This window comes from Streptomyces sp. NPDC101225, from assembly GCF_044767585.1.
In the GTDB taxonomy this organism is placed as follows: Bacteria; Actinomycetota; Actinomycetes; order Streptomycetales; family Streptomycetaceae; genus Streptomyces.
Map to the genome: position 1 here is coordinate 44,069 of NZ_JBIWOE010000035.1, position 14,987 is coordinate 59,055.

General features: G+C 68.7%; 13 protein-coding genes and 2 pseudogenes. 12 read left to right on the forward strand and 3 right to left on the reverse strand.

The features are described 5' to 3' along the window. Positions 1-16: 16 nt before the first annotated feature. Both ACIRPX_RS35020 and ACIRPX_RS35025 read right to left on the reverse strand, forming a co-directional pair. On the reverse strand, positions 17-1,054 hold the full coding sequence (locus ACIRPX_RS35020; protein WP_404202852.1) for an alpha-ketoacid dehydrogenase subunit beta: 1,038 nt from the start codon (positions 1,052-1,054) through the stop codon (positions 17-19). After that, entirely contained in the window at positions 1,051-2,028 is a 978-nt protein-coding gene (locus ACIRPX_RS35025; RefSeq protein WP_404202854.1) for a thiamine pyrophosphate-dependent dehydrogenase E1 component subunit alpha, read from the reverse strand. The genes ACIRPX_RS35020 and ACIRPX_RS35025 overlap by 4 nt, the downstream gene beginning before the upstream one ends. A gap of 327 nt (positions 2,029-2,355) precedes the next feature. Here ACIRPX_RS35025 and ACIRPX_RS35030 point away from each other — a divergent pair, with 327 nt between their 5' ends. Further along, positions 2,356-3,030: a TetR/AcrR family transcriptional regulator gene (locus ACIRPX_RS35030; RefSeq protein WP_404202856.1), complete on the forward strand. Its 675-nt coding sequence runs from the start codon at positions 2,356-2,358 to the stop codon at positions 3,028-3,030. A 114-nt stretch (positions 3,031-3,144) separates the two neighbouring features. Further along, entirely contained in the window at positions 3,145-4,257 is a 1,113-nt protein-coding gene (locus ACIRPX_RS35035) for an alcohol dehydrogenase catalytic domain-containing protein (protein WP_404202858.1), read from the forward strand. Between the two features lie 272 nt (positions 4,258-4,529). Here the strand turns inward: ACIRPX_RS35035 and ACIRPX_RS35040 are convergent, their stop codons facing one another. After that, on the reverse strand, positions 4,530-4,982 hold the full coding sequence (locus tag ACIRPX_RS35040) for a hypothetical protein (protein ID WP_404202860.1): 453 nt from the start codon (positions 4,980-4,982) through the stop codon (positions 4,530-4,532). 60 nt (positions 4,983-5,042) lie between these two features. Here ACIRPX_RS35040 and ACIRPX_RS35045 point away from each other — a divergent pair. The 10 genes and pseudogenes from ACIRPX_RS35045 to ACIRPX_RS35090 form a co-directional block, all read left to right on the forward strand. Next, positions 5,043-5,259 (forward strand): annotated as a pseudogene (locus ACIRPX_RS35045) (transposase); the annotation flags it as partial. 93 nt (positions 5,260-5,352) lie between these two features. Continuing rightward, positions 5,353-5,850, forward strand: coding sequence for a MarR family winged helix-turn-helix transcriptional regulator (locus ACIRPX_RS35050; protein WP_404202862.1), 498 nt, complete (start codon positions 5,353-5,355; stop codon positions 5,848-5,850). Continuing rightward, positions 5,838-6,254, forward strand: a complete 417-nt coding sequence (locus ACIRPX_RS35055) for a hypothetical protein (protein WP_404202864.1) — start codon at positions 5,838-5,840, stop codon at positions 6,252-6,254. Before ACIRPX_RS35050 ends, ACIRPX_RS35055 begins: the two co-directional genes overlap by 13 nt. A 318-nt stretch (positions 6,255-6,572) precedes the next feature. Continuing rightward, on the forward strand, positions 6,573-8,345 hold the full coding sequence (locus tag ACIRPX_RS35060; RefSeq protein ID WP_404202866.1) for a hypothetical protein: 1,773 nt from the start codon (positions 6,573-6,575) through the stop codon (positions 8,343-8,345). A gap of 17 nt (positions 8,346-8,362) precedes the next feature. After that, a complete protein-coding gene (locus ACIRPX_RS35065) occupies positions 8,363-8,776 on the forward strand; it encodes a hypothetical protein (protein ID WP_404202869.1) in 414 nt (137 codons plus the stop codon). A 70-nt stretch (positions 8,777-8,846) separates the two neighbouring features. Then, a complete protein-coding gene (locus ACIRPX_RS35070; RefSeq protein ID WP_404202871.1) occupies positions 8,847-9,623 on the forward strand; it encodes a hypothetical protein in 777 nt (258 codons plus the stop codon). A gap of 218 nt (positions 9,624-9,841) precedes the next feature. Then, positions 9,842-10,792 carry an SDR family NAD(P)-dependent oxidoreductase gene (locus tag ACIRPX_RS35075; protein WP_404202873.1) on the forward strand — a complete coding sequence of 317 codons (951 nt, stop codon included), beginning with the start codon at positions 9,842-9,844 and terminating at the stop codon, positions 10,790-10,792. 149 nt (positions 10,793-10,941) lie between these two features. Then, positions 10,942-11,288: pseudogene (locus ACIRPX_RS35080) on the forward strand (class I SAM-dependent methyltransferase); the annotation flags it as partial. Positions 11,289-12,056: 768 nt separating this feature from the next. Beyond that, positions 12,057-14,270 carry a transglycosylase domain-containing protein gene (locus ACIRPX_RS35085; protein ID WP_404202875.1) on the forward strand — a complete coding sequence of 738 codons (2,214 nt, stop codon included), beginning with the start codon at positions 12,057-12,059 and terminating at the stop codon, positions 14,268-14,270. Between the two features lie 376 nt (positions 14,271-14,646). Beyond that, positions 14,647-14,934 carry a hypothetical protein gene (locus ACIRPX_RS35090; protein WP_404202877.1) on the forward strand — a complete coding sequence of 96 codons (288 nt, stop codon included), beginning with the start codon at positions 14,647-14,649 and terminating at the stop codon, positions 14,932-14,934. Positions 14,935-14,987: the final 53 nt, after the last annotated feature.

A 14,987-nucleotide genomic window follows, 5' to 3' on the forward strand; every position in this document is an offset into this window, starting at 1 on the left:
CCGGCGGCTCGAGCGGTCAGGTACAGGCGAGCCGTCGGGCCGCCTCGGCTATGTCGTCCACGCTGGGGTAGCAGTGCTGCTCCAGGTGGCGGCTGGCCGGGATGGGAGCGTCCACCGCGCCGAGGCGCATGATCGGGGCGTCGAGGTGCCAGAAGCAGCGCTCCTGAATGGCGGCGGCGATCTCCGCGCCCGGGCCGGCGGTGCGCGGCGCCTCGTGCACGATGAGTGCCCGGTGGGTGCCCAGTACGGAGGTGGTCACAGTGTCCAGGTCGAGCGGCACGAGGGTGCGCAGGTCCACAATCTCCAGCTCGATGCCTTCGCCGGCCAGGGTCTCGGCTGCTTCCAGGACTCGCCGGGTCATACAGCCGTAGGTGATGACCGTCGCCGAGGTGCCGGTGCGCCGTACGGCGGCCCGGCCCAGCGGGATGATCTCGTCGGGGTCAGTGGAGACCGGGCCGCGGATCCAGTCGAGCTGCTTGCTCGGGTAGTACAGGACGGGATTGGGGTCGCGGACGGCCGCCTTCAGCAGTGCCTTGGCGTCCCAGGCGTCGGACGGGACGACGACTTTCAGGCCGGGGAAGTGCATGCCCAGCATTTCCATGGATCCGGAGTGCTCGGGTCCCGCGCCGCCGCTCGGCCCGATCGGCATGATGATCACTGCGGGCAGTTCGAACTGGCCGCCGTGCATGTGCCGCCACTTGCCGAGCTTTTGAAAGATCTCATCGCCAGCGATGAGGGAGAAGTCGGCGAACCCCATCTGGACCACCGGGCGCATACCGGTCATCGCGGCGCCGGCGGCGCAACCGACCATGAAGGCCTCGGTGATGCCGGTGTCAAGGACCCGCTCGTAGCCGAATTCGTCGACCATGCCGCGAGTTCCGCCGAAGAAGCCGCCCATGCGCAGGTCCTGGCCCATGCAGAAGACCGTCGCGTCGCGTCGCATCTCCTCAACGAGGGCCTCGCCCTGGGCCGCCTGATAGGTAATCACATGCGTGCTCCGGCGGGCCGGTTCGGCTCCGCCGACGGCGGGCGCGTTCTCGGTGAGCGTCGTCATACGAACACGTCCTTCGTGATGATCTGAGGGTCGGGGAGGTCCGCCGCCTCGGCTCGTTGCAGTTCTTCCGCCACTTCCGCCGCCGCGTCCACGACGATCTTGTCCGCGGTCTCGGCGTGCTCGTCTCCGAGGTAGTTACGGAGCACTTCCAGCGGGTCTTGGTAGTCATTGAGGAAGTCCGCGGGCCGGTACTGCTGGGCGTCGCCCTCCCAATGGCCGCCGACGCGCGTGACCTTGGCCTCGATCAACGTGGGGCCGTCTCCGGCACGGGCCCGTTCGACCGCCTCCGCCGTCACTCGGTGGACCTCCACGGCGTCGTGACCGTCGACGACGACGCCGGGGATGCCGTAGGCGGAGGCCCGGTCGGCCACGTTCGGCGTGGGGCTAACGTCGTCGAACCGGGTGGAGACCGAAAGGCCGTTGTTCTCGCAGAAGTAGACGAGGGGCAGCTTCCACGAAGCGGCCTGGATCAGCGTCTCGTGGAAGGTCCCGCGATGTGAAGTTCCGTCGCCGAAGTCAGCCAGTGCGACCTGGTCGGTGCCGCGCATCCTGGCCGAAAGGGCAGCTCCGGCGGCGAGCGGGTAGACACTGCCGAGCGTCGCACCCTCGCCCATGATGCCCAGCGCCGGGTCGGCCCAGTGCGGCACGCCCGCTCCCTTGCCTCCGGTGGAGCCGGTGACCCGGCCCAGCAGGTCACCAATGATCGGCTGAAGGCCCATGCCCTTGGCCAGCGGCCAGGTGGCGCCCCGCCCCTGGTAGAAGAGGTAATCATCCGTGCGCAGTGCGGCGCAGGCGCCGGCAACCGCACCCTCCTGGCCCTTGCCCGGATGCCAGAAACCGGCGAAGCCGTGGTCTCGAATGTGCAGGGCGAGGGCGTCCTCCAAGGCGCGTGCCCGGGCGACTGTGGTGAACATCGCCAGCAGCAGTTCGGGGTTGGCCGGGACGTTGGTGGGCCGTCGCTTCCTGGGCGCCATACCGCCTCCTTGCGGGATGGGGTGCGGTGCGGCCCCGGCCAGCGGGGTCCGGCGCCGCACCGGGACGGGAATGCGGAAAATCGGGGGCTTGCGTGCGCGGCTGAGCGAGCGAGAAGAGCCGCCCGGCCTTGTTGCGGGGCAGGGACAGGGGCCCAAGCGGCGGCTCCTCTCGCCCGGCAGGACACGACATTAAGCCGATCAGTCGATCGGATCAATTGTTTGAAACAAATTGATCCGAGAAGCGGCCCGTCGCATCCAGGTCCGGCTAGGCTCTCCATCCGAGAACGACTGACACGCGAAACCCCCGAGAACAGCGAGGAACCGGGCGTGGCTGAACACAAGGGACGCCGTAAGAGTCCCCGCGACGGAGAGGCGACCCGCGAGGCCCTCATGGACGCGGCGGAGCGACTCTTCGCCGAGCAGGGCGTGGAGGCCGTCTCGGTGCGCGCGATCAACGCCGCGGCGGGCCTGGCACCGGCAGCCGTGCACTATCACTTCGGAATGAAGGAGGCACTGCTGGAGGCCGTCCTATTGCGGCGCGGACAGGCCGTCATGGCCGACATCAGCGACCGCTGCGACGCCCTGCTCTCCAAGGAGGGGCGCCCCGATCCCCGGGACATCCTCGAAGCCCTCATCGCCCCGTATGCCACCCTCCTGGAAAGCGACCGGGAGGGAGGCTCGCGCTGGCTGTCCATCGTGGGGCAGCTGACGCTGAGCGGCAGCGACCAGATGGCACCGTCAGCCACCCCCGCGACCGAGCGGCTGCAGACGCTGATCCACCGCGCGTTCCCCGACACTGCCGCCGAGGATCTGCAGACCGCATGGAGCCTGACCGTGGAGGCCCTCATCCTGCTGATGGCCCGCGGCCCGGAGAGCTGGTTCGCCCCTGGCGACGAAGCCATTGCCACGCGCCGCACCCTGGTCGCCTTCGCAGTGGGAGGCCTGATGGGCGCGCTGGAGCAGGCGAAGACGGTCGACCGCTCAGCGGTGGCAACGCCCTGAGGACCGGCGCCCCCTCTTCCCCAGGCCGCCACCGCATGCTTTCATGCAAATGATCAGATCAAGTGATCGCATAATCTTCGCGCTCCACGAGGACATCTGCGAAAGGAAGGCGCCGTGCGTGCAGCCGTCATGGAGTCGGGCAGGATCTTCACCACCGATCTTCCCGAGCCCCGTCCAGCAGCCGGCCAGCTGCTGGTGGAACCGATCGCCGTGGGTGTCTGCGGCAGCGACCTCTCGGCCTGGCAGCACACGGACGACTTCCTCGCCGCGCACAAGGAGACCGGGGCGCTGGGCGAGGTGTTCGATCCGGACCGTCCACTGGTGATGGGCCACGAGTTCACCGCCCGGGTCGTCGAACTGGGCAGGGACGTCGAGAATTACGCCGTCGGCGACGAACTGGTCGTCCTGCCCGGCGTGACGGCCGAAGACGGCCGGGTCCACACGGTCGGCTACGCGAACGACTACCCCGGAGGACTCGCCGAGCGCTCGGTCGTCTGGGCCTACGGCCACCTGAAGATTCCCGAAGGCGTCTCACCGGTCCCCGCAGCTGTGACAGAGCCCCTGGCCACCGGCGTGAACGGCGTTCTGCGCTCCGGGGTCCAACCGGGCGACGGGGCGCTGGTGACCGGGACCGGTCCGGTGGGCCTGGGAGCCGTGATCGAGCTGGCGGCCCAGGGGGTCGGCCCCATCGTCGTCTCGGACCCGTCGGCCCGGCGCCGTCAGATCGCCCTGGCCTACGGAGCCCACATCGCCGTCGACCCGCTGCAGGACGATCCGGTGGAGGCATGGCGTAGGAACGCGTCCGCCGGACGGCGTCTGCACGTCATCGAAGCATCGGGCGCCCGCGGGCTGCTCGCCTCCCTGATGGCGTCCACGCCCCCGTACACCAGCGTCACCGTGATCGGCGCCGCTATGCGACCCGAAGAGATCCGTCCCGTCGTGGGGGTCCTGAAGAACACCAGTATCGAGTTCGTCGGTGGCCCCGGATTCGGCGAGACGGAATACAAGGCCTTCGCCCGCACGTTCGACCACCTGCGCTCCGGCCTTTTCGACCCCGCACGGATGGTCACCGGCTACGCCGGCCTGAACGCCGCGGCGAGCGTCTTTGCCGCCCTGCGCCCGAGCAGCCCCAGCACCATCGATCACGTGAAGATTCTCATCCGCCACGGGCTGGCCGGAGAATCCATCCGGACCCCGGAGGAGTTCGCCGCCGATTCAGACGTCTGATCTAAACTAGGAGGCCGACGACCTGCCGAGCCGGGTCTACAAGCCTCTCTCCGAGGTCACCTGCTGCCTGCCGCCCATGCTTTGGGCGGCAGGGGAGCGGCTGCCCGTGCCGGGAGAGAAGGTGCTCGGCCGAGCACCATCGCCCCACGGGGCGGGGCCTCCAGTGGGGGAAGGCGGTCTCAACCGCTCGCTGGGTGACCAATACTCCAGCCGTAGATCGTGATCTTATTGGTGAGTGAGTGGTGGGGCCGCAGTTGACTGAGGGGGTGTGATCACTTGCGGGGATACTGTCTGGCCTTCTGACGTCGCAGCCTGAAGACGATCACGGAGGCGAGAGTGACAGCCATACCCGCGCCAGCGACCGCGTTGTCTGCCCTTGGCGCCAGGCCGGTGTAGTGCCAGATCAAGGCTCCGATGAGCGTGATGCCCCCTGCAACGAAGCCGAAGGCCGTGGCTACCAGCAGGCGCGTGCCCCGGTCCATTGGGGTCTTGGCCGTGCCGATCGGTTCCGACGCCTGCTGCAGGGTGATGTAGTCGCCCCTGTTGGCGCTGACGGCGCCGAGCCCCTCGGATGCGTCGCCGTCTGGAGAGCAGATGAAGCAGACTGTCTTGCCCTCTTCGACTTGGTCGGTCTGTGGCGAAACACCCGGATGCCCAATTGCTGGGCTGGTGCGGGGATGGCTGCGGCCACCGGTGACCATCGGTGCGTGAAGACCCAAGACCATGCGGTGACCGCAGGTCACAGCGTAGACCCTGCCCGCTGGCAGGAGGCGTTCGAGGTGCTGATGTCCCGGATAGCGGGCCGGTTCGCGCGAGTCGAACCCCGGCGCCGAGCGAGGGACTTGGTGCTGGGGCTGCTGTCGGACCTGCCACGCAAAAACTGCTGGGTCGATCGCCGAGTGGGCCGGTGAGGCCACTCCGGACGGCATGCAGCACCTGCTCGGCCGGGCCAGGTGGGATGCCGACACCGTCCGCGACGACGTGCGGGAGTATGTGCTGGAGCAGCGCGGCACCGTAAGGCGGCAAGCTACATCCCGGTTGCCATGCGCGAACACGCTTGCCCAGCATTAGTACGATCTCGTAATATCCGAAACCATGAAGTCCGAAAGCGTGCAATCGGCGCGGCCGCTCTTGCTGACCTTGCAGCGCGCGACCCACGCCTCCCTGCAGTTGATCGCTGCCGAACTCGTCGACCTCGACCTGACCGCCTCGGAGATCAACGCGTTGGCCAATCTCACCGACGGTCAGGGACGGACCGTGTCCCAACTGGGGGCCGCCGTAGGGGCCCGCCCCACAACGCTGACCAGCGTGCTTGACCGACTCGAGCGTCGTGGGCACATCACGCGCGGTACACGGGCCGGCGATCGCCGCTCGGTGCTGATCGAACTCACGGAATCCGGGAGAGCGGCAGCAACGCTGATCAGCCAGACGCTGGCCGATCTCGAGAGCCGCGCGTTGGACGGCCTGCCCGCTGAGGCACTCGCCGGCTTCTACGCCGTAGCGGACGCACTGATCAAGGAGGGGTCATCACGGCTGACGACCAGGGCGCGGCCGAGGGGGCCTCGCCGTTCTCCGAGCTCATGGACGAGGTGATGGACATCGCCGATCGGTTCGGGCATCGCCAGCACGTTCACCTGACCTGGCTTGCCGTTCGGCGGTACGGAAGCGACGCGGCGGTGGATCTGATGTGTGACGGTATTCAGCGCACCGCCCGATACTCCGGCGTCCCGCAGAAATACAACGCCACCGTCAGCCGGGCGTGGGTCGAACTGGTGGGACACCACGTGGGCGAGTCGGACACGGCCGACTTCGACACCTTCGCCCGGCGGCACCCCGCACTGCTCGACAAGAAGCTGCTCACCCGCTTCTACCGGTCCTCGACACTCGCCGACGCCCGAGCCAGGGCCGGCTGGGTCGAACCCGATCTGGCGCCCTTCCCCTGGCGGCGTGGCGACGGGGCACATCAGCAGGCTTTCGGGAGTTCGTCGCCCCCTTAGCCCGGGACCCTTGTGGGTCGGTCAGTGGACGAGTCGTACGTCGCGCGCCACCGCATTAGCAACTTCATCGGGCCCGGGTCCAGGCTTCTGGCCGACTTTCATTCCATCGGTGCTCGTTCTGGCCATGGCCGTCCGCCGGCGGCCGCGTCCGCTCTAGTTTTGCCTTCTCATCCCTCGACATCAGAGTGACGCATTCTCATGGTCGTCATTCCGTCGACCGGGGAGATGACGGAGCATCGGGGGAACGACGTGTCTGGCCTGAGCCTTCCACCACACCGCTACAGCCGTACGGAAGCCACACGATTGCTGTGTGCCGGCGTGTATCAGGACGCGGCATTCCGACGGCGGGTCATCGAGGAGGTATGCGACCACCGCGAACGGCCGATCGCCCCGCCCAACGGCGTCGACGTCCTGCCCGTCCTCTCGCACGCCCTGCGGGTGACCTCGCAGGAGGCACGCGCCTCGCTGCTCATGCTCGCTGCCTGGGCAGGGTTCTTCGTGTCCGACGTGATCATGTTCTGGGACCGGCTCTCCGACCGCTGGGGCGACGGTGCCGAGGTGCACTTCAGCGATGTGCTCACCGCGTTCTTCCAGGGCGACGACCAGTTGACCGGCGGCAGGCCCCTGCCGTGGTCGGTTTTCTACGCGCTGGTCGCCCTGGCGTTGTGGTTCGCCCGTACGGCCGGCGGAGGCGGATCGGCCGCCCGTTCGGCGGGACTGCCCGACCCGGTGGCCAAGGCCGCCGACGGGGCCGGCACGATGATCTCCCTCGGCGCCTGGATTCTTACCTTCTACTACTGGTACTCGTACGTGACCGGACTGCTCGGCGGCCACGCCCAGACTCCGTACCCGCTGCTGTTCCCGCTCGCCATCATGCTCATCGCCTGGTGGTACCAGACCTGGCAGCGCAAGTCCCTTTGCCGGCTTCTGAGCCGCTGGACGTTTCCTGACGCGACCCAACCCACGCTGCCCCCAGGCCCCCTGTTCGAAATGCTCCGGGACGACGTGCAGCGGGAGCAGGAAGCATCGCTGACCCTGTACGACCCCGACAGCCCGTCGTTCGTGGGGCTGGGCACACAGGGCACTCCCTGGTCGTTCGCGATGGAGTTGCGCAGGCGCGCGCCGCAACCCGCTGAGAAGGACGGCGCGGACCCCGGCTCCGACGGCGGCGCTCTGCCGCGCCAGAACGGCGGTCCCCTCACCGCGGACGCCGCGCTCGCCATGATCGAACCTCAGTTGACAGGACTGCGCGAGTCCGCCGCGCGCAGTGGCAAGGACCGGCTGCGGGACCTGGAGATCGACCGGTTCGTCTACGTCCCCGGCGGCGTGGCACGCGACGAGGAGCTGGAGATCGGCGGTGTCCCCGACCCGGCCGCGCTCCCCCAACGCACCGGCCGGCGCCGCGGTCTGCCCGTCTACGACCCCGCCCAGGTCGCCGCCCACCGGAAAGAGGCCATGGACGAAGGCGGCGAAGGGCGGCGGGTGTTCCTGCGGATCCGGGTGGGTGCCTGGCACGAACAGGTCGTGGTCACCGTCCTCGTCCGGGTCCACACCCAAGGCCGCATGCTCGTCCTCGAAGTGCTGCCGTTCGTCCTCGGCCCCGTCCGCAAGGAGTTCCGCGCGGTGGACGCCCTCGTGGAACGGCTCCCCGAGACCTGGGCCCGGGGTGCGATGCGCGCCCTGCGCGACGCACCCTCGATCGGGGTCGACGCCGGCATCGGAGGCCTTGCCACTCTGCGCAACACCGTGGCGACCAACTGGTCGACACGGGAACCGCCACCGGACGTGCCGAGACTGTCGCTGCGCGAAGTGGCCGGCAACAAAGGGCTGTCAGCGTTCCAGCGGATGGACAGCACCCGCTATGTGAAGACCATCCGGGAGCGGATCGTGAACGGCGTCCGTGAGGCGCTCAAGGCGCACGGCTACCACACCGAGGAGTTCGAGCAGCACGTCTACCACCTCAGCGGCGGCAGCGTGTTCATCAAGGACATGTCCGGCGGCGCGGTCGCCACCGGCAGCCACGGCAGCGCCACCCACAACAACCAGCCACCGCCATCGGCTCCGCCGACCCATGCCAACCACACGCCATGAGACAAGGAACGCGGCACATGTCGAACAGCGGACAGAGCACTCCGGAGCAGCCGCCCAACAGCAGCGGCGGCAACGTGAGCATCGGTTCGATGAGCGGGGGCTCGATTGCCACCGGCACGCACGGCAAGGCGACGTCGTACAACGTCACGGGTACCGGGCCCGACCCGCGCCACTCCGAACTCCTCGTAGCCATTCGCGAGTTGCGCGGCGCGCTGCCGCCGATGGCGGACCGCAGCCCCGAGGACGCGACGCTCGACGGTGAACTCGCCGACGCCGAGGCCGAGATCGAGGGCACTGGAACGGCCGACCCGAACCGGCTCACCCGGCTGCTTGGCGGGGTGCGGAGCTGGCTGAGTTCCCAGGCCGCCGCGGCCGGCGCGATCGCCTCGGCCACCGCCGTCGTCCAGGGCATCGCCCAACTGCTCGGCTGACGGCACGACACATCCGACGCGGGTACGACGAAGGCACGACGAAGGCACGAGGACACGGGGGACGGCGACGATGAGAGTGTTCGACACCGAGCGGCAGGGGTGGTCCGCATCGCGCCGTGAGCGGCTCTTCCAAACCGAGCGGTACCTTGACCTGCAGCGGCAGCGGGCCGTTCTCCAGCGCACGGCGGTCGTCCTCACGGTGTGCGGGATTTCCTTCGGCGCGTGGGCTCTGGGCTGGAAGGACGAGCCGAAGCCCTACCGGCCGCCGGCCCAGGAGGCACCCGCCGATCCGGGCGCCTCCGACGGCGGTACGACAGCCGACCCCACGCAACCCGAGTCGGCCCCGGCCACTCCCCCGGCGGGCTACACGGTCCTCGACGACTCCGAGGGCTTCCGTATCGCCGTGCCCGAGGGATGGACCCGCAAGAGCCAGCCGTCGCAGTACGGCATCGACATCGTCGAGTACCGCGGCCCCGACGGCATTCGCAGGATTCAGATATTCCAGGTCATGGAAACCACCGCGCACGAGTCGGTGGTGGAGTCCCAGAAGACGAGCAGCAAGCTGGACGGCTACCAGGAGATCCATGTCCAGGACGTGACCGATCCGTCGGGTGGCGAGGCGGCCGAGCACGAGTACACGGCCGACGAACTGAGCGGCGAATCCGCCTCCGGTGTCACTTACCACGTCATCGACTACCGCTTCGAGGCCGAGGACGGCGAGAAATACGCGCTCATCGTCTACGGCTCGCAGTCGGACGCGGCGGACGCCGAACGCGAATTGCTCGACACGGCACGGGCCTGGTTCTGCCCGCCGAACACCCAGTGCGACGCACCGGAGACGTCCTGATCCTGTTGGCCGACGCGGCGTGATGTGGTGCGGTGCGGCGAGGTGCGGTGCGGTGCGGTGCGGTGCGAGGGTCGGCGATCCGTCGGCTGGATGTCGGCAGTCCGCCAAGCCTGTCGGTGATCCATAGGCAATGTGCCGGCGGCCGTTGCAACCGTGGGTGGCAAGTTGCCCGGCGGCGGCTGCCGTAGCCGCCTTCACCGACAAGGGAGCCCGTCACCATGCCATCCGCGTCCGCCACCCCGCCCTGGAATGTCCGACGGCTACCCGATGCCCAGGGCCGCGCCTTTCTGGTCACCGGTGGCAACGCCGGCATCGGCTACTTCGTAGCAGAGCAACTGTCGGCGACCGGAGCCACCGTGATACTCGGCAGCCGTAACCCGGCCAAAGCCGAAGTTGCCGCGGGATCGATCCGTGCGCGTGTCCCCGGTGCGCAGGTGCGCGCCGTTCGGCTGGACCTGGCTGATCTGGCGTCCCTGGAGCATGCGGTGAGATCACTGGACATGAATCACCTTGACGCCGTGGTCCACAACGCCGGTGTCGCGCTCGACGATCCACCGCGCCAGGAGACCAGGGACGGTCACGAGCTCATGTTCGGCACGAACCACCTCGGACATGTCGCCCTCACTCACTGGCTGATGCCGCTGTTGTCGGCTGCGCCGGCGGCCCGCGTCGTGACCATGGGCAGCTTCGCGGCAAAGTCCGAGCGGCTCCGCCTTGACGACCTGCAGTCCCGGAAGGACTGCCGGCCCAAACGCACCTACGGCCGCTCCAAGTTGGCACAGATGTACTTCGGCATCGAACTCGAGCGACGCCTGCGCGCTGCCGGCAGCACGGTGGCAAGCGTGGTCGTCCATCCCGGCGGCGCGCTGGACTCCCTCACCCCCTCACGACCACCGGTCCACGTGCGTACCACCCGCGCGCGGCTGAGCGCAGCGCCTGTGGCTGTCCTCGTCCAGGGCAAGGACGCCGGTGCATGGAGTGCGGTCCGAGCGGTGCTCGACCCCGCCGTGCGCGGAGGCGAGCTATGGGGACCGCGCGCCTTCGGCCTGCGCGGCGAGCCCCGACGCGAACCGGTGTGGAAGCACCTCGCCAACACCTCCGTCGCGGCGCAGCTGTGGGACGCGAGCTGCCAGCTGACCGGCACAGATCTCGGAGCCATATCCACATGACCCGGAAGTGCCTCATGACCCGGAAGTGCCTCCGGTGCCTCACCGGCTGAACAACGTCTTCTCGGCGAGCGGCGATGCCCTCATCAGTTCCCTTGAAATCGACCATCTCGGCTGGTGCGGTGACTGATGAACAGGTACAGCCGTCTGGTGTGTGGGTCACGGCGGTGGGGATGGCCAGGGTGCCGGGGGCTGGATACCGAGCGCAGCAACACGCTGTTTCGCGACCCACTGGCACAGGCCTTCGCCGCCGCAGGCGACCCGTGGCCCTCCCCGCCGCCGCACCTCGATGACGAGGCCGCACGACGCCGCCAGCTGAGTGTAGCGTTCTCGATCATCATCAGGACGAAGTTCCTCGACGACCTCGTCGAGCAGGCCTCCGCGTCCGGGCCCCGGGGCCCGGCAGATGGTGCTCCTCGGCGTCGGTATGGACAGCTGGGCCTTCCGGATCAACTGGCCCGAGGGCGCCCGGTGTCGGCGTACGGACTTCTCTGGCCCTGGCAAGATTTCCGTGAAGCGAGGCTGTGCCACCATGCGCCGGTGACGCTCCGTCACGGGTAGCGGCGTCGGAGCAGGGCCATGAGGCACCTTCAGGGTCTGCAGCAGACGGGCGCCGCCCCGGTCGGCGAGCAGCACCCCGGCTGTCTCGACCAGGTGTTGCAGCAGCGGGCTGCGGCGCCGGTAGCGCGCTGTCAGCCCCTCGACCTGCTCGGTAAACGTCCGTCGGCCGCAGCCCGGGCTGTCACAGAACAACCGCCGCGCCGGAGCCGCTCATCCTGTGGCCGGCAGACCCTCCGGCTCCGTCGAGGGTCATACCCCGCCCGTTTGTTCCCCGTAGCTCCCGGGCCGGCGGGCCGCGCAGGACTTTACCCCGGGGCGGTTGCGGTCGCTTACCGGGCACCATTTAGTCTTACAACTTGTAGAAGTTCGTCGGGTACGTCAGTTCGCCCGAGGCCGGGACCCCTCCTTGCACACGTCGGGACGGATCGGCCTCGCAGCAGTGGGCGGGCCTGCGCCTGACTGAGGAGTGGCGAATATGAGTGAACACCGGCGCCGAACGTCGGGCAGGCCCGGACCGTCCGGCGCGGACGGCATACCATACGGCGGCCGGGCCGAGGCGCGCAGGACCGCCCGGAGCGGTGGCCAACGGCGCCGCCGCGCGGCGGACACACGTCCAGCGGACGCGGCACGCTCCGGCCGCCGCCTCATCGACTACCCGCGTGCGGACAAGCGGGGTCTTCGGCGCTGGCTGCCCTCGTGGAAGCAGGTGCTCGGCACCTTCATCGTGTTCTGCGGCGGCCTGCTGGGCCTGTTCTCGTACGCCTACGCCACGACGACGATCCCGAGCGCGAACCCCAGCACCCAGCAGCAGAGCAACACCTACTACTGGTCCGACGGCTCGGTGATGGCCACGCAGGGCTCGACCAACCGGCAGAACGTCGACCTCGCCCAGGTCCCCAAGCAGGTGCAGTGGGACTTCCTCGCCGCGGAGAACGCCACCTTCTACACCGACCCCGGCATCGACACCCGGGGCATGCTGCGCGCCGTCTACCACATGACCACGGGCGGCGAGGTGCAGTCCGGGTCCACCATCACCCAGCAGTTCGTCAAGAACACCTATCTCAGCCAGAACCAGTCGATCACCCGGAAGCTCAGGGAGATCATGATCTCCCTGAAGATCGGCGACCAGATGACCAAGCAGCAGATCCTGCAGGGCTACCTCAACAGCTGCTACTACGGCCGGGACGCCTACGGCATCGAGGCCGCGGCCCGCGTCTACTACCACGAGCAGGCCTCGCAGCTGACCGTCAGTCAAGGCGCCTTCATCGCCGCCACGGTCAACGAGCCGAGCCTGCTGATGCACGCCGACACCGACCCGCAGGCCAAGGCACAGGCCAAGGCACGCTGGACATACGTCCTGCAGCGTATGGCCAAGATCCACAAGATCACCGACGCCCAGGAACAGCAGTATCTGGCCGCCGGCTTCCCCACACCCAAGCCCTTCACGCCTTCGGCGGGAATGTCCGGGCAGACCGGCTACCTGGTGGACGCCGCGAAGAAGTACACCGAGGCCCACTCGTCCCTCACCGACCAGCAGCTCGGCCACGGCGGCTACCAGATCTACACCACGTTCGACAAGAAGAAGGTGAAGGCGCTGTCGGCTTCCGTCGCCGCGATGGAGCACAAGCACCTCGACCCCAAGCACCGCGCGGCCGACAAGGACGTCCAGGTCGGCGCGGCGTCGATCGACCCCTCGAGCGGCGCGGTCGTCGCCCTGTACGGCGGAGCGGGCTGGAACAAGGGCCACTGGACCGACAACGCCGACGCCACCGGCGTACCGGTCGGATCCACCTTCAAGCCCGTTGACCTGGCCGCCGCCCTCGACCACGGCGCCGTCCTCACCCCGGGCCAAGCACCGTCGCCGATCACCCCGAGCAGCAAGTTCAACGGCGACGACGGCATCACCATCAAGAACCAGCAGGGCAGGGAACTGCCCGACCCGGGCGACCCCACGGGCCTGCTGCACCAGCGCAACGACGTCACCACGAAGTGGGGCTACATCACCCTGCGCAAGGCCATGGAGCAGTCCGTCAACACCCCGTACGTCCAGCTCGGCGAGTACGTCGGCTACGACAACGTCGAGAACGAGGCCCTCAAGGCGGGCCTGCTGCGCAAGAGCCTGCAGTACGACACCCCCGGCTTCTACATCGGCACCTCCACCCCCTCGGCGATCCGCATGGCCGACGCGTACGCCACCTTCGACGCCGGCGGCGTCCAGCACGAGCCGTACTCGGTGACCAAGGTCGTCTCGCAGGGCCGGCAGCTGCCCGGCTTCGGCGCGCCCAAGGGCACGAGGGCCATGCCGGCCTCGACCGCCGACACCGTCACCGACGTCCTGCGGGACGTGGTCAAGTCCGGCACGGGCACCAACGCCCAGGCCCTGGGCCGCCCGACAGCCGGCAAGACCGGCACCACCGACGACTACAAGTCCGCCTGGTTCATCGGGTACACCCCGCAGCTGGTCACCTCCGTCAGCATGTTCAAGGAGGACCCGAAGAACGCCGGCCTGAAGTCGATGCAGGGCGTCGGCGGCTTCTCCAAGGTCTTCGGCGCCGACATGCCCACCGAGGTGTGGACCGGCTACATGACCGACGCCCTCCAGGGACAGCCCGTCCAGCAGTTCCCGAGCGCGCCGGAACTCGGCCAGGGCACCGACGAATACGGCGCGCCCTCACCCACCCCGACCGAGAATGCGCCCTCGGCCACCCCGACCGCGCCAGCCACACCGAGCCCCACCAGCGCGTGCCACGGACAGAAGAAGAACTGCGCCAGCCCGAGCCCGACCGACACCTCCGGCGCCACCACCGGCGGCGCGGGCGACGGCGGGCTGATCGGCGGCGCCGGCGGCGCCACCGGCGGGAGCACCTCGCCCACTCCGACGCCCACGACCAGCCCCACCCGACCGGGCCGGCACCCGTAGGAGGACGGCGCAGGCGCGGCAGTAAGGAACTCTGCGGGCTCCCGGAATGAACACTTCCCGCCGAGCCCGGGCAGTTTCTACGTCACAGGTGAACATGTGCCAGATCGAGATCAGGATGGAGTGCTGCGGGGCCACCGCCGCCCGCGTCGCCCGACAAGTCGCCGGTAACGGGCGGCGAGGTAGGTGTCCTTGGTCCGGCAGACGGAGATCGCGGCCTGGCCGAGTACACCCTTGAGCCAAGGGGCGCCGGGGCGTGTGCGGCCCGACAAGATGCCGACTGAGGACAGCTGCCCGAGCAGCAGCAGGAAACCGAGCCCAGGATTCGAACCTGCAGGACAGGCTGACAGACGACAACGAGGATCAGCACACTGAGCACATGCGATATGAGACGAGAGCCGAGAGAGCCAGGCTCAGGGTCGTCAGGGCCCTCATCTCGCTCGCCATCCTCGTCGCCTCACCCGTGCTGCTGACAGCAGGAGCGCCGATCCGCCGCCGCTACCTCCGCCACCTCTACCGCGACGAAGGCCCGCTCATCCTCGACAAGCAGCAAGGCCAGGTCAGCGCCCACTACTTCGTCATCATTCACCCTCTTCTCGGATGGCTGTGCTGGCCCACCGAGACACTCGCCCGCCTCATCGAACACCGAAGCCACACGACAAACTAAGGCCGCTCCGGCAGCACCACGGTGTCCTTGACGGTGAGCAGCGGCCCGCGAGC

Coding starts and splice junctions, on each gene's coding strand:
- ACIRPX_RS35020 (WP_404202852.1), bottom strand. CDS start 1,054: ATGACGACGCTCACCGAGAACGCGCCCGCCGTCGGCGGAGCCGAACCG.
- ACIRPX_RS35025 (WP_404202854.1), bottom strand. CDS start 2,028: ATGGCGCCCAGGAAGCGACGGCCCACCAACGTCCCGGCCAACCCCGAA.
- ACIRPX_RS35040 (WP_404202860.1), bottom strand. CDS start 4,982: ATGGTCTTGGGTCTTCACGCACCGATGGTCACCGGTGGCCGCAGCCAT.
- ACIRPX_RS35050 (WP_404202862.1), top strand. CDS start 5,353: ATGAAGTCCGAAAGCGTGCAATCGGCGCGGCCGCTCTTGCTGACCTTG.
- ACIRPX_RS35055 (WP_404202864.1), top strand. CDS start 5,838: ATGGACGAGGTGATGGACATCGCCGATCGGTTCGGGCATCGCCAGCAC.
- ACIRPX_RS35065 (WP_404202869.1), top strand. CDS start 8,363: ATGTCGAACAGCGGACAGAGCACTCCGGAGCAGCCGCCCAACAGCAGC.
- ACIRPX_RS35070 (WP_404202871.1), top strand. CDS start 8,847: ATGAGAGTGTTCGACACCGAGCGGCAGGGGTGGTCCGCATCGCGCCGT.
- ACIRPX_RS35075 (WP_404202873.1), top strand. CDS start 9,842: ATGCCATCCGCGTCCGCCACCCCGCCCTGGAATGTCCGACGGCTACCC.
- ACIRPX_RS35090 (WP_404202877.1), top strand. CDS start 14,647: ATGCGATATGAGACGAGAGCCGAGAGAGCCAGGCTCAGGGTCGTCAGG.